This window comes from Streptomyces caniscabiei (assembly GCF_014930365.1).
Taxonomy (GTDB): Bacteria; Actinomycetota; Actinomycetes; order Streptomycetales; family Streptomycetaceae; genus Streptomyces; species Streptomyces caniscabiei.
In genome coordinates this window covers 146,767-160,481 of sequence record NZ_JABXWI010000011.1, presented here as the reverse complement: position 1 = coordinate 160,481, position 13,715 = coordinate 146,767, and the positions used below count along the sequence as shown (strand labels likewise).

Sequence of the window (13,715 nt, the reverse complement as noted above, 5' to 3'; positions counted from 1 at the left end):
GCGGCGCCGAGAACGGACATTCACGGAACCCACCGGTGGACGGCCGCGGCCGCGCACCGGTGACCTCCGTCCCCGCCGCTCAGTTCTCCCGGGCCTGCTCCCGGAGCTTCTCGGCGACATGGGACGGCATCGGCTCGTGCCGCGTGTACCGGCGGCCGAAGCGCGCGGTGCCGTGGGAGAGCGAGCGCAGATCGACGGCGTACCGGTCGATCTCGATCTCCGGCACCTCGGCCCGGACGAGGGTGCGTCCGCCGCCCGCCTGCTCGGTGCCGACGACCCGCCCGCGCCGCCCGGACAGATCACTCATCACCGGACCCACGTACGAGTCCCCGACCAGGACGGACACCTCCGCCACCGGCTCCAGGAGGTGGATCTTCGCGTCGGCCGCGGCCTCCCGCAGCGCCAGCGCGCCCGCCGTCTGGAACGCGGCGTCCGAGGAGTCCACCGAGTGCGCCTTGCCGTCGCGCAGCGTGATCCGGACGTCGATGAGCGGATAGCCGGCCGCCACACCCTTCGCGGCCTGCGCCCGCACCCCCTTCTCGACGGACGGGATGAACTGCCGGGGCACCGCGCCGCCGACGACCTTGTCGACGAACTCGATGCCGGAACCGCCGGGCAGCGGCTCCACCTCGATCTCGCAGATCGCGTACTGCCCGTGTCCACCGGACTGCTTCACGTGCCGACCCCGGCCCGCCGATCGGTCGGCGAACGTCTCCCGCAGGGAGACCAGGTGCGGTACGACGTCGACCTGGACGCCGTAGCGGCTGCGCAGCCGTTCCAGCGCCACGTCGGCGTGCGCCTCGCCCAGGCACCACAGGACCACCTGGTGCGTGTCCTGGTTCTGTTCGAGCCGCATCGTCGGGTCCTCGGCGACCAGCCGGGCGAGGCCCTGGGAGAGCTTGTCCTCGTCGGCCTTGCTGTGCGCCTGGATGGCGAGCGGCAGCAACGGGTCGGGCATCTCCCACGGCTCCATGAGCAGCGGGTCGTCCTTGGCCGAAAGGGTGTCGCCGGTCTCGGCGCGGTTCAGTTTCGCCACACAGGCCAGGTCGCCCGCGATGCAGTGCGTGAGGGTCCGCTGCTGCTTGCCGAACGGGGCGGACAGGGCGCCGATCCGCTCGTCGACGTCGTGGTCCTCGTGCCCGCGGTCGGCCAGCCCGTGCCCGGAGACATGCACCGTCTCGTCGGGGTGCAGTGTCCCGGAGAAGACCCGGACCAGGGAGATCCGGCCCACGTAGGGGTCGCTGGCGGTCTTCACGACCTCCGCGACCAGCGGCCCGTCCGGGTCGCACGCCGACGTGATCTCGCGGGGGCGGCCCTCCGGGGTCGTCACCGCGGGCGCCTCGCGCTCCAGGGGGGTGGGGAAGCCGCCGGTGATCAGTTCGAGGAGTTCGACCGTGCCGAGGCCCTGCCTGGCGCCCTCGGCCGCCGGCGCCGCCGCCAGCACCGGGTGGAAGACCCCGCGCGCGACGGCCCGCTCCAGGTCGTCGACGATCGTCTTGACGTCGATGGCCTCGCCACCGAGATAGCGGTCCATGAGGGTCTCGTCCTCGCTCTCGGCGATGATCCCCTCGATGAGCCGGTTGCGGGCCTCCCCGATCGCCGGCAGCTGCTCCGGGCCCGGTTCCGACTCCTTGCGCTCGCCGGAGGAGTAGTCGAACAGCTTCTGCGACAGCAGTCCGGTCAGCCCGGTCACGGGCGCGTGCCCGTCCGGGCCCTGGGGGCCGTGCAGCGGCAGATAGAGCGGAAGGACGGCGTCGGGGTCGTCCCCGCCGAACGTCTCCGCGCAGATCCGGGTCATCTCCTCGAAGTCCGACCGCGCGGCCTCCAGATGCGTGACCACGATCGCCCGCGGCATGCCGACCGCCGCGCACTCCTCCCACACCATGCGCGTCGAACCGTCGACGCCGTCCGAGGCCGAGACGACGAAAAGGGCCGCGTCCGCCGCTCGCAGACCGGCCCTGAGTTCCCCGACGAAGTCGGCGTATCCGGGAGTGTCCAACAGATTGATCTTGCACCCGCCCCATTCGACGGGGACGAGCGAGAGCTGTACCGAGCGCTGCTGCCGGTGCTCGATCTCGTCGTAGTCGGAGACGGTGCCGCCGTCCTCCACGCGGCCCGCCCGGTTCACCGCTCCCGCCGTCAGCGCGAGAGCCTCCACCAGCGTCGTCTTGCCCGAACCGGAGTGGCCGACCAGCACCACATTCCGTACGGACGCGGGGTGGTCGGCCGCCGTAGCCCTGCCGGCGGCTCCGGGATGTGCGTTCGCCTTGTCGCCCATGGTCCTGCCTCCCGTGCACGGTGAGGTCACTGTGGGCGCGGACATACCGATCCGCGTGCGGTGCGGCTCCGGTGACGCCCGCGGTGTCTTCGAGCTTTGCACTCGCGTCACGGTGCGTCCATACGAAGGACGTGATCGCTCCTCACGGCCCCGGTCCCGCCCGGGGGACACGGCGGGCTGGTGCCCGACGGTCGCACACGCGCGCGCGTGGCTACGATGGGCCAGCCGGATGGCCAGCAGGGGCCACGCGGCGACACCGACCCTCGGGAAGGCCATGCTGAACAAGTACGCGCGTGCATTCTTCACGCGTGTCCTCACACCGTTCGCCGCGTTTCTGATCCGCAGGGGCGTCAGCCCCGACACGGTCACCCTGATCGGCACCGCCGGAGTGATCGCGGGCGCGTTGGTCTTCTACCCCCGGGGCGAGTTCTTCTGGGGCACGATCGTCATCACGCTGTTCGTGTTCTCGGACCTCGTCGACGGCAACATGGCCCGCCAGATGGGCCGCTCCAGCCGCTGGGGAGCCTTCCTCGACTCCACGCTGGACCGGGTCGCCGACGGCGCGATCTTCGGCGGGTTCGCCCTCTGGTACGCGGGCAACGGCGACGACCTCGCCCTGTGCGCCGTCTCGATCTTCTGCCTGGCGAGCGGCCAGGTGGTCTCGTACACCAAGGCGCGCGGCGAGTCGATCGGTCTGCCGGTGGCGGTCAACGGGCTGGTGGAGCGCGCCGAGCGCCTGGTGATCTCGCTGGTCGCGGCCGGACTCTCCGGCCTGCACGCGTTCGGCGTGCCCGGGATCGACGTCCTGCTGCCCATCGCCCTGTGGATCGTCGCCGTCGGCAGCCTCGTCACGCTGATCCAGCGCGTGGTCACGGTCCGCCGCGAGTCCGCCGAGGCCGAGGCGGAGGCCGCCGCCACGACCGCCCAGGACACCCCGGACACCGCCCGCAACAGCGAGGCGACCCCGTGAGCGTGCTGCGGGAGCGGTTGACCGACGGGCTGTACGGCCTGGGCTGGGGCACCGTGAAGAAGCTCCCCGAGCCCGTCGCGGTACGTCTCGGGCAGACGATCGCCGACGCCACCTGGAAGCGGCGCGGCCCCCTGGTACGCCGGCTGGAGAACAACTACGCGCGCGTGGTGCCGGGCGCGAGCCCGCAGCGCCTGTCCGAGCTTTCCCGCGCGGGCATGCGCTCGTACCTGCGCTACTGGATGGAGTCCTTCCGCCTGCCCGCCTGGAGCGAGGAGCGCGTCAGGACCGGCTTCGCCGCCGAGGGCCTCCACCACCTCACCGACGGCCTCGCGTCCGGCCGCGGTGTCGTCCTCGCGCTGCCGCACCTCGCCAACTGGGACCTCGCCGGAGCCTGGGTCACCACCGAGCTGAAGACCCCGTTCACCACCGTCGCCGAACGTCTCAAGCCCGAGACGCTCTACGACCGCTTCGTCGCCTACCGCGAGGGCCTCGGCATGGAGGTCCTGCCGCACAGCGGCGGCTCCGCCTTCGGCACCCTCGCCCGGCGGCTGCGCGACGGAGGCCTGGTCTGCCTGGTCGCCGACCGCGACCTGTCAGCGTCCGGCGTCGAGGTCGACTTCTTCGGCGAGCCCACGCGGATGCCCGCAGGACCGGCCCTCCTCGCCCAGCAGACCGGCGCGCTGCTGCTGCCGGTGACGCTCTGGTACGACGACTCGCCCGTCATGCGGGGACGCGTGCACCCCCCGATCGAGGTACCCGGGACAGGTACCCGGGCGGAGAAGACGTCTGTCATGACACAGGCGCTGGCAGACGCCTTCGCCACCGGCATCGCCGACCACCCGGAGGACTGGCACATGCTCCAGCGCCTGTGGCTCGCGGACCTCGACCCCGCGCGGAGTCCCGACGGCCCCACGCCACCCGCGCCGAGACCGGCGACGGATCCCGTGAAGGACTCCGTGACGGACTCCGAGAAGGGACGCCCGTGAAGATCGGGATCGTCTGCCCGTACTCCTGGGACGTGCCCGGGGGAGTCCAGTTCCACATCCGCGACCTGGCCGACCACCTCATCCGCCTCGGCCACGAGGTGTCGGTCCTCGCCCCCGCCGACGACGACACACCCCTGCCGCCGTACGTCGTCTCCGCGGGCCGCGCGGTCCCGGTGCCCTACAACGGATCCGTGGCCCGCCTGAACTTCGGCTTCCTGTCGGCGGCCCGGGTACGGCGCTGGCTGCACGAGGGCACGTTCGACGTGATCCACATCCACGAACCGGCCTCCCCCTCGCTCGGCCTGCTGGCGTGCTGGGCCGCGCAGGGCCCGATCGTCGCCACCTTCCACACCTCCAACCCGCGCTCCCGGGCCATGATCGCGGCCTACCCGATCCTCCAGCCCGCGCTGGAGAAGATCAGCGCGCGGATCGCGGTGAGCGAGTACGCCCGCCGCACCCTGGTCGAACACCTGGGCGGCGACGCGGTCGTCATCCCGAACGGCGTCGACGTCGACTTCTTCGCCCGCGCCAAGCCCAACCCGGACTGGCAGGGCGACACCCTCGGCTTCGTCGGCCGTATCGACGAGCCCCGCAAGGGGTTGCCGGTGCTGATGAGGGCCCTGCCGAGGATCTTCGCCGAGCGCCCGCACGCCCGGCTGCTGGTCGCCGGGCGCGGGGACGAGGAGGAGGCGGTCGAGAGCCTGCCCAGGGAACTGCGCTCCCGCGTCGAGTTCCTCGGCATGGTCAGCGACGAGGACAAGGCCCGCTTCCTGCGCAGCGTCGACCTCTACGTCGCCCCCAACACGGGCGGCGAGAGCTTCGGCATCATCCTCGTCGAGGCCATGTCCGCCGGCGCCCCCGTCCTCGCCTCCGACCTCGACGCCTTCGCCCAGGTCCTCGACCAGGGCGCCGCGGGCGAGCTCTTCGCCAACGAGGACGCCGACGCCCTCGCGACAGCCGCCGTACGTCTCCTGGGCGACCCGGCCCGCCGCGCCGAACTCCGCGAGCGGGGCAGCGCGCACGTACGCCGGTTCGACTGGTCCACCGTCGGCGCCGACATCCTCGGTGTCTACGAGACCGTCACGGAGGGCGCGGCGTCGGTGGCGGCGGACGAACGGGTCGGACTGCGGGCCCGGTTGGGGCTGGCCAAGGAATGACCCCAGTGGGCGCGGGGGCCGCTCGCGCGGTCCCCCGCGCCTCTGGCGCCGGGCCGAACTCGGACGCGGCGGTGGTGGGCACCGGTAGTAGCCTTGCCGCCCGTGACTTCGACACTCATCTGGATCGCGGTCGTCCTGTTCGCGATCGGCCTCTATCTGAGCTGGACCGCGGGACGCCTCGACCGGCTGCACGCGCGCATCGACGCCGCCCGTGCCGCGCTCGACGCGCAGCTGCTGCGCCGCGCGTCGGTCGCCCAGGAGCTGGCCACCTCCGGAGTGCTGGACCCGGCCGCCTCGATCGTGCTCTACGAGGCGGCGCACGCGGCCCGGCAGGCCGAGGAGGAGCAGCGCGAGGTCGCCGAGAGCGAGCTGAGCCAGGCGCTGCGGGCCGTGTTCGCGGACGCGCAGCAGGTGGAGGTGGTCCGCGAGGCGCCGGGTGGTGAGGACGCGGCGAACGAGCTGGCCCAGGCGGTTCGGCGGGTGCCGATGGCGCGGCGCTTCCACAACGACGCGGTGCGGGCGGCGCGGGCGCTGCGTCGGCATCGCAAGGTGCGCTGGTTCCGGCTCGCCGGGCACGCGCCCTTCCCGCTGGCCTTCGAGATGGACGACGAGCCGCCGGCCGCCCTGGCCGACCGGGCCACGGCCTGACTTCTGGGTGCCTCATGGGCAGGGGCTGCGCCCCGTGCTTTTCAGGCCCGCATGGGCCTGGTCTCTCAGGGGCGCGGGGAACTGCGCGAGAAGCCCCACGCACCCGCACCCGACAACGCACCCCCGAACGCCCCCCGAACGCACCCCACAAAACGATCCACCGCCTCCCCATTGGCCCTTGCAGTGGCCCGCCCCCCTCGCGTTTCCTCGGTGTTTGCAGAAACCCCCTTCCCGAGCGAGGTCAAACCCGTGTCCAGCACGCTCTCCAACTCCGCCGCCCAGACCCCCGAGACCGGCACCGCCCGCGTGAAGCGCGGCATGGCCGAGCAGCTCAAGGGCGGTGTGATCATGGACGTCGTCACCCCGGAGCAGGCCAAGATCGCCGAGGACGCGGGCGCGGTCGCGGTCATGGCCCTGGAGCGGGTCCCCGCCGACATCCGCAAGGACGGCGGCGTGGCCCGGATGTCCGACCCCGACATGATCGAGGGCATCATCGAGGCCGTCTCCATCCCGGTCATGGCCAAGTCCCGCATCGGCCACTTCGTCGAGGCCCAGGTCCTGCAGTCCCTCGGCGTCGACTACATCGACGAGTCCGAGGTGCTCACCCCGGCCGACGAGGTCAACCACAGCGACAAGTTCGCCTTCACGACCCCCTTCGTCTGCGGCGCCACCAACCTCGGTGAGGCCCTGCGCCGCATCGCCGAGGGCGCGGCCATGATCCGCTCCAAGGGCGAGGCCGGCACCGGCAACGTCGTCGAGGCCGTCCGCCACCTGCGCCAGATCAAGAACGAGATCGCCCGCTTGCGCGGCTACGACAACAACGAGCTGTACGCCGCCGCCAAGGAGCTGCGCGCCCCGTACGAGCTGGTCAAGGAGGTCTCCGAGCTGGGCAAGCTCCCGGTGGTCCTCTTCTCCGCCGGTGGTGTGGCCACCCCGGCCGACGCCGCGCTGATGCGCCAGCTCGGTGCCGAGGGCGTCTTCGTCGGCTCCGGCATCTTCAAGTCCGGCGACCCGGCCAAGCGCGCCGCCGCCATCGTGAAGGCCACCACCTTCTACGACGACCCGAAGATCATCGCGGACGCCTCCCGCAACCTGGGCGAGGCCATGGTCGGCATCAACTGCGACACCCTCCCCGAGGCCGAGCGCTACGCGAACCGGGGCTGGTAAGCACCCATGAGCGACACCCCCGTCATAGGCGTCCTGGCCCTCCAGGGCGACGTACGGGAGCACCTCGTCGCCCTGGCCGCGGCCGACGCCGTGGCCAGGCCGGTGCGGCGCCCCGAGGAACTCGCCGAGGTGGACGGCCTCGTCATCCCCGGCGGCGAGTCCACCACCATCTCCAAGCTGGCCGTGCTCTTCGGCGTGATGGAGCCCCTCCGCGCCCGTGTGCGCGACGGCCTGCCCGTCTACGGCACCTGCGCCGGACTGATCATGCTCGCCGACAAGATCCTCGACCCGCGCTCGGGCCAGGAGACGATCGGCGGCATCGACATGATCGTGCGCCGCAACGCCTTCGGACGCCAGAACGAGTCCTTCGAGGCGGCGGTCGACGTGAAGGGCGTCGAGGGCGATCCCGTGGAGGGCGTCTTCATCCGCGCCCCCTGGGTCGAGTCCGTGGGTGCCCGGACGGAGGTGCTGGCCGAGCACGAGGGCCACATCGTCGCCGTACGCCAGGGCAACGCCCTCGCCACGTCCTTCCACCCGGAACTGACCGGCGACCACCGGCTGCACGCCCTCTTTGTCGACATGGTGCGCGCGAACCGGGCGGCGGAGTCCTTGTAGGATCTCTGGGGTTCGTACGGAGTTGGGTAACGCGAAGGAGACAGGCAGATGTCCGGCCACTCTAAATGGGCTACGACGAAGCACAAGAAGGCCGTGATCGATGCCAAGCGCGGCAAGCTCTTCGCGAAGCTGATCAAGAACATCGAAGTCGCGGCCCGGATGGGCGGCGTCGACATCGAGGGCAACCCGACGCTCTACGACGCCATCCAGAAGGCGAAGAAGCAGTCGGTCCCGAACAAGAACATCGACTCCGCGGTCAAGCGCGGCGGCGGCCTGGAGGCCGGTGGCGCCGACTACGAGACGATCATGTACGAGGGCTACGGCCCGAACGGTGTCGCGGTGCTCATCGAGTGCCTCACCGACAACCGCAACCGTGCCGCCTCCGACGTCCGGGTCGCCATGACCCGCAACGGCGGCTCGATGGCCGACCCGGGCTCCGTCTCCTACCTCTTCAACCGCAAGGGCGTCGTGATCGTCCCCAAGGGCGAGCTGTCCGAGGACGACGTCCTGGAGGTCGTGCTCGACGCGGGCGCCGAGGAGGTCAACGACCTGGGCGAGTCCTTCGAGGTGCTCAGCGAGGCCACCGACCTGGTCGCGGTCCGCTCCTCCCTCCAGGAAGCGGGCATCGACTACGACTCCGCCGAGGCCAACTTCGTCCCGACCATGCAGGTCGAGCTGGACGAGGACGGCGCCAGGAAGATCTTCAAGCTGATCGACGCCCTGGAGGACAGCGACGACGTGCAGAACGTCTTCGCCAACTTCGACGTCAGCGACGACGTGATGGCCAAGGTCGACGCGTAGCGCTGCCGCGAACCGAGCGGATCCGGCGGGCCGGTGGGACACGTCCTACCGGCCCGCCGCTGTTGTCGGTGGCAGCGGATAGCCTGACGGCAGTCAGTGATCGCCGCCCACGGGCCGCAACCATCGATTGAGGACCCCGATGGTGCTCAGCCAGGTCCGCGAGAGCGGCGGCGGTTCAGCCGCAAAGAGGGGAGGGGGCGCGGTGCGCGTACTCGGGGTGGACCCCGGACTCACGCGGTGTGGCGTGGGCGTTGTCGAGGGCGTCGCCGGACGGCCGCTCACCATGCTCGGTGTCGGAGTCGTCCGGACGCCCGCCGACGCCGAGTTGGGCCTGCGCCTCGTCGCGATCGAGCAGGGCATCGAGCAGTGGCTCGACGAGCACCGCCCCGAATTCGTCGCCGTGGAACGGGTGTTCAGCCAGCACAACGTACGCACGGTCATGGGCACCGCCCAGGCCAGCGCCGTCGCCATGCTGTGCGCCGCCCGCCGCGGCATCCCCGTCGCCCTGCACACCCCCAGCGAGGTCAAGGCCGCCGTCACCGGCAGCGGCCGCGCAGACAAGGCCCAGGTCGGGGCCATGGTCACCCGTCTCCTCCGGCTCGACGCACCACCGAAACCGGCGGACGCCGCCGACGCCCTCGCCCTCGCCATCTGCCACATCTGGCGGGCCCCCGCCCAGAACCGCCTCCAGCAGGCCGTGGCCCTGCACGCATCGAAAGGCCGTACGTCATGATCGCCTTCGTCAGCGGCCCGGTCGCCGCCCTCGCCCCGGACTCCGCGGTGGTCGAGGTGGGCGGGATCGGCATCGCGGTCCAGTGCACGCCCAACACGTTGTCCGGGCTCCGCATGGGCAAGCCGGCCAAGCTCGCCACCTCCCTGGTCGTCCGCGAGGACTCGCTGACGCTGTACGGCTTCGTGGACGACGACGAGCGCCAGGTCTTCGAACTGCTCCAGACCGCGAGCGGCGTCGGACCGCGCCTGGCCCAGGCGATGTTGGCCGTGCACAGCCCCGACGCCCTGCGCCGAGCGGTCGCCACCGGCGACGAGAAGGCGCTGATCGCCGTCCCCGGCATCGGCAAGAAGGGCGCCCAGAAGCTGCTGCTCGAACTGAAGGACCGCCTCGGCGAGCCCGTCGGCGCCCCCGCGATCGGCGCCCCGGTCACCCAGGGCTGGCGCGACCAGCTGCACGCCGCCCTGATCGGCCTCGGGTACGCCACCCGCGAGGCCGACGAGGCCGTGTCGGCAGTGACCCCCCAGGCCGAGGCCACCGAAGGCACGCCCCAGGTGGGCCAGTTGCTGAAGGCGGCACTCCAGACCCTCAACAGAGCCCGCTGACCGCCCTGTCGAGACCTCGTGCGCCACCCGCACGATGCCGCACCACCCTTCGCTCCATCCGACCGCGACCCGCGAGGCACACGCAATGAACTGGGACGACACGACCGACGACACGGCCGCCGACCGCCTGGTGGGCTCCGTCGCCGACCGTGAGGACCAGGCCGTCGAGGCCGCCCTGCGCCCCAAGGACCTGGACGAGTTCATCGGCCAGGAGAAGGTCCGTGAACAACTGGACCTGGTCCTGCGGGCGGCACGCGCGCGCGGCGCGACCGCCGACCACGTCCTGCTCTCCGGCGCCCCGGGCCTCGGCAAGACCACCCTCTCGATGATCATCGCGGCCGAGATGGGCGCCCCCATCCGCATCACCTCGGGCCCCGCCATCCAGCACGCCGGCGATCTCGCCGCGATCCTCTCCTCCCTCCAGGAGGGCGAGGTCCTCTTCCTCGACGAGATCCACCGCATGTCCCGGCCCGCCGAGGAGATGCTGTACATGGCGATGGAGGACTTCCGCGTCGACGTGATCGTCGGCAAGGGCCCCGGCGCCACCGCGATCCCCCTCGAACTGCCGCCGTTCACCCTGGTCGGCGCCACCACCCGCGCGGGACTGCTGCCGCCGCCGCTGCGCGACCGCTTCGGCTTCACCGCGCACATGGAGTTCTACGAGCCCGCTGAGCTGGAGCGGGTCATCCACCGCTCGGCGAACCTCCTCGACGTCGAGATCGACACGGCCGGCGCCGCCGAGATCGCCGGCCGCTCCCGCGGCACCCCCCGTATCGCCAACCGTCTGCTGCGCCGCGTCCGGGACTACGCGCAGGTCAAGGCCGACGGCGTCATCACCCGCGACATCGCCTCGGCCGCCCTCGCCGTGTACGAGGTGGACGCCCGTGGCCTCGACCGTCTCGACCGGGGCGTCCTCGAAGCCCTGCTCAAGCTCTTCGGCGGCGGACCGGTGGGCCTGTCCACCCTCGCCGTCGCCGTGGGGGAGGAGCGCGAGACCGTCGAGGAGGTCGCCGAACCCTTCCTCGTCCGCGAGGGACTCCTCGCCCGCACCCCCCGCGGCCGGGTCGCCACCCCCGCCGCCTGGACCCATCTCGGACTCACCCCGCCACGCGGCACGACCGGCGGAAACGGACAACAGGACCTGTTCGGGGCGTGACCGTCTCGTGACGGCGCGGTACTCGCCCGGCATGGAACCCCGGTGACATGCTGTGCGTTGTTCCATCACGGTGGACTCGCTTAGACTCCGCCGATGCCGCCCTTGTCGGCAGCACACATACCCCCAACCATCAGGCCGCTCGCCATCGCGGTCGTGTGAAGGAAGTTCCGACCCGTGAGTCTCGTGACCCTCCTCCCGTTCATCGTGCTCATCGGGGCCATGATCCTGATGACCCGATCGGCCAAGAAGAAGCAGCAGCAGGCCGTCGACATGCGGAACCAGATGCAGCCCGGTTCCGGCGTCCGCACGATCGGGGGCATGTACGCGACCGTCAAGGAGGTCAGCGAGGACACGGTCCTCCTCGACGCCGGGCCGGGCGTCGAGCTGCTGTTCGCCAAGAACTCCATCGGTGCCGTCCTCAGCGACGAGGAGTACAACCGCATCGTCCACGGCATCGAGCACGACCTGAAGTCCGACGTCGTCCCGGACGACGCCTCCTCCCTCACCGAGACCGACGAGCCCTCCGACGACGCTTCCGCCGCTTCCGACGACAAGCCCATCGACCTCGGCAAGAAGGACGCGTCGGACGACGCGACCGACGAGACCGCCGAGGCGAAGGCCGACGAGGCCAAGGCCGACGAAGCAGAGCCGAAGAAGACCGACGGCGAGTCCGACGCGAAGTAGTCACGTCCCGGGAGTGCGAGCGAGAACCGCCCGCGTCCCGGGCACGTGCCGTTTTCGCCGGATTCCCGACACAAGTCATGGCCGTCCCCGCGCTGACCCCGCGCACGGCGGCCCGAGAGGGAGTACGAGAAGGTGGCAGCACCGAAGAAGGGCCGGAGCGCGAGCGCCCAGAGCAAGCCTGGGCGCGCGCTGGCCCTCATCCTGATCGCCCTTGTGGCGCTCACCGGGGGAATGTTCGCCTCCGGACACACCACTCCGCGTCTCGGCATCGACCTCGCCGGTGGTACGAGCATCACACTGACGGCGATCAACGAGCCCGGCCAGCCCAACGCGATCAACAAGACCAACATGGACACCGCGGTCGAGATCATGAACCGCCGTGTCAACGGTCTTGGCGTGTCCGAGGCCGAGGTCCAGACGCAGGGCCGTGACAACATCATTGTCAACATTCCCAAGGGCACGGATTCCGAAGAGGCCCGGGAACAGGTCGGCACCACCGCGAAGCTGTACTTCCGTCCCGTCCTCGCGAGCCAGGTCGGCACCGGTGCGACGGAGAACCCCACCGCCTCGCCGAGCACCAGTGGCAGCGGCTCGCCGAGCCCGTCGAGCTCCGACGGCAAGGACGCGGCCACCGAGCCCGGCGCCGGTGACTCCGCGAGCCCGTCGTCCAGCCCGTCGTCCTCCGCCACGTCGCAGGGCCGCGCGCTCACCGACGCGCTGAAGGCCGACCCCACGCCGTCGGGCAGCGGTTCCGCGTCCGCCAAGGCCTCGGACAGCGCCTCCCCCTCCGCGGCCCCGAGCGCCGACAAGGCGACCCAGGCGCTCCAGGCCAAGTTCACCGCCCTCGACTGCAACGACCCCAAGCAGCGCGCCGAGGCCGGCAAGGGCAAGACCACCGACACCGTCGTGGCCTGCGGCCAGGACAACGGCAGCTGGAGCAAGTTCATCCTCGGCCCGGTCGGCGTCGACGGCACCGAGGTCGACAAGGCCCAGGCGCTGCTCGACACGCAGAGCGGCACCGGCTGGCAGGTCGTCATGGACTTCGACTCCAAGGGCGCCGACAAGTTCGCCGACATCACCGGCCAGCTGGCGACGCAGACCTCCCCGCAGAACGAGTTCGCGATCGTCCTCGACGACGAGGTCGTCTCCCACCCCTACGTGCAGGCGGCGGTCACCGGCGGCAAGGCCGAGATCTCCGGCAGCTTCACGCAGGAGGAGGCCCAGAACCTCGCCAACATGCTGTCGTACGGCGCGCTCCCGCTGACCTTCAAGGAGTCCAGCGTCAGCACCGTGAGCCCGGCTCTCGGCGGTGAGCAGCTGCACGCCGGTCTGATCGCCGGCGCGATCGGCCTGGCCCTGGTCATGATCTACCTGGTCGTCTACTACCGCGGCCTGTCGCTGATCGCCATCGCCTCACTGCTGGTCTCGGCCGCCCTGACCTATGTGATCATGGCGCTGCTCGGCCCGACCATCAACTTCGCGCTGAACCTCCCGGCGGTCTGCGGCGCGATCGTCGCGATCGGTATCACCGCGGACTCGTTCATCGTGTACTTCGAACGCGTCCGGGACGAGATCCGCGAGGGCCGCACCCTGCGTCCCGCCGTCGAGCGGGCCTGGCCGCGCGCCCGGCGCACCATCCTGGTCTCCGACTTCGTGTCGTTCCTCTCCGCCGCGGTGCTCTTCATCGTGACCGTCGGCAAGGTCCAGGGCTTCGCGTTCACGCTGGGTCTGACGACCGTGCTCGACGTCGTGGTCGTCTTCTTCTTCACGAAGCCGCTGCTGACGCTGCTGGCCCGCACCAAGTTCTTCGGCAACGGCCACAGCTGGTCCGGCCTGGACCCGAAGCGTCTGGGCGCCCGGCCGCCGCTGCGCCGCACCCGCCGTCCCGCCGTCCCCGCCGACCCGAAGGAGGCCTGAG

General features: G+C 71.2%; 13 protein-coding genes. 12 read left to right on the top strand and 1 reads right to left on the bottom strand.

Annotated elements, in window-relative coordinates; genetic code table 11:
- Nucleotides 1-79 precede the first annotated feature (79 nt).
- Nucleotides 80-2,278: an elongation factor G-like protein EF-G2 gene (locus tag HW837_RS29120; protein ID WP_045557212.1), complete on the bottom strand. Its 2,199-nt coding sequence runs from the start codon at nucleotides 2,276-2,278 to the stop codon at nucleotides 80-82.
- Nucleotides 2,279-2,507: 229 nt separating this feature from the next.
- Here HW837_RS29120 and pgsA point away from each other — a divergent pair, with 229 nt between their 5' ends.
- The 12 genes from pgsA to secD all read left to right on the top strand — a co-directional run bounded on the left by pgsA (nucleotide 2,508) and on the right by secD (nucleotide 13,714).
- A complete protein-coding gene (gene pgsA, locus HW837_RS29115; RefSeq protein WP_193380479.1) occupies nucleotides 2,508-3,248 on the top strand; it encodes a phosphatidylinositol phosphate synthase in 741 nt (246 codons plus the stop codon).
- Nucleotides 3,245-4,234 (top strand): phosphatidylinositol mannoside acyltransferase, encoded by a 990-nt coding sequence (locus HW837_RS29110; protein WP_193380480.1) that lies wholly within the window; start codon nucleotides 3,245-3,247, stop codon nucleotides 4,232-4,234. The genes pgsA and HW837_RS29110 overlap by 4 nt, the downstream gene beginning before the upstream one ends.
- Nucleotides 4,231-5,391, top strand: a complete 1,161-nt coding sequence (locus HW837_RS29105; RefSeq protein ID WP_045557215.1) for a glycosyltransferase family 4 protein — start codon at nucleotides 4,231-4,233, stop codon at nucleotides 5,389-5,391. Before HW837_RS29110 ends, HW837_RS29105 begins: the two co-directional genes overlap by 4 nt.
- A gap of 102 nt (nucleotides 5,392-5,493) precedes the next feature.
- Nucleotides 5,494-6,039, top strand: a complete 546-nt coding sequence (locus tag HW837_RS29100; protein WP_045557216.1) for a LemA family protein — start codon at nucleotides 5,494-5,496, stop codon at nucleotides 6,037-6,039.
- Between the two features lie 249 nt (nucleotides 6,040-6,288).
- Nucleotides 6,289-7,206 carry a pyridoxal 5'-phosphate synthase lyase subunit PdxS gene (pdxS, locus tag HW837_RS29095; protein WP_045557217.1) on the top strand — a complete coding sequence of 306 codons (918 nt, stop codon included), beginning with the start codon at nucleotides 6,289-6,291 and terminating at the stop codon, nucleotides 7,204-7,206.
- A gap of 6 nt (nucleotides 7,207-7,212) precedes the next feature.
- On the top strand, nucleotides 7,213-7,821 hold the full coding sequence (gene pdxT / locus HW837_RS29090; protein WP_045557218.1) for a pyridoxal 5'-phosphate synthase glutaminase subunit PdxT: 609 nt from the start codon (nucleotides 7,213-7,215) through the stop codon (nucleotides 7,819-7,821).
- A gap of 48 nt (nucleotides 7,822-7,869) precedes the next feature.
- Nucleotides 7,870-8,622, top strand: a complete 753-nt coding sequence (locus HW837_RS29085) for a YebC/PmpR family DNA-binding transcriptional regulator (RefSeq protein ID WP_045557219.1) — start codon at nucleotides 7,870-7,872, stop codon at nucleotides 8,620-8,622.
- A 202-nt stretch (nucleotides 8,623-8,824) separates the two neighbouring features.
- The gene (gene ruvC / locus HW837_RS29080; protein ID WP_045557220.1) at nucleotides 8,825-9,355 is read left to right on the top strand and encodes a crossover junction endodeoxyribonuclease RuvC; all 531 of its coding nucleotides are present in this window, start codon (nucleotides 8,825-8,827) and stop codon (nucleotides 9,353-9,355) included.
- Nucleotides 9,352-9,957: a Holliday junction branch migration protein RuvA gene (gene ruvA / locus HW837_RS29075; RefSeq protein ID WP_045557221.1), complete on the top strand. Its 606-nt coding sequence runs from the start codon at nucleotides 9,352-9,354 to the stop codon at nucleotides 9,955-9,957. The genes ruvC and ruvA overlap by 4 nt, the downstream gene beginning before the upstream one ends.
- Nucleotides 9,958-10,042: 85 nt before the next feature.
- Complete coding sequence (gene ruvB, locus HW837_RS29070) at nucleotides 10,043-11,113, top strand: Holliday junction branch migration DNA helicase RuvB (protein WP_045557222.1); 1,071 nt, start codon at nucleotides 10,043-10,045, stop codon at nucleotides 11,111-11,113.
- A gap of 174 nt (nucleotides 11,114-11,287) precedes the next feature.
- Nucleotides 11,288-11,797 (top strand): preprotein translocase subunit YajC, encoded by a 510-nt coding sequence (gene yajC, locus HW837_RS29065; RefSeq protein WP_045557223.1) that lies wholly within the window; start codon nucleotides 11,288-11,290, stop codon nucleotides 11,795-11,797.
- A 132-nt stretch (nucleotides 11,798-11,929) separates the two neighbouring features.
- Complete coding sequence (secD, locus tag HW837_RS29060) at nucleotides 11,930-13,714, top strand: protein translocase subunit SecD (RefSeq protein WP_093789360.1); 1,785 nt, start codon at nucleotides 11,930-11,932, stop codon at nucleotides 13,712-13,714.
- Nucleotide 13,715 lies beyond the last annotated feature (1 nt).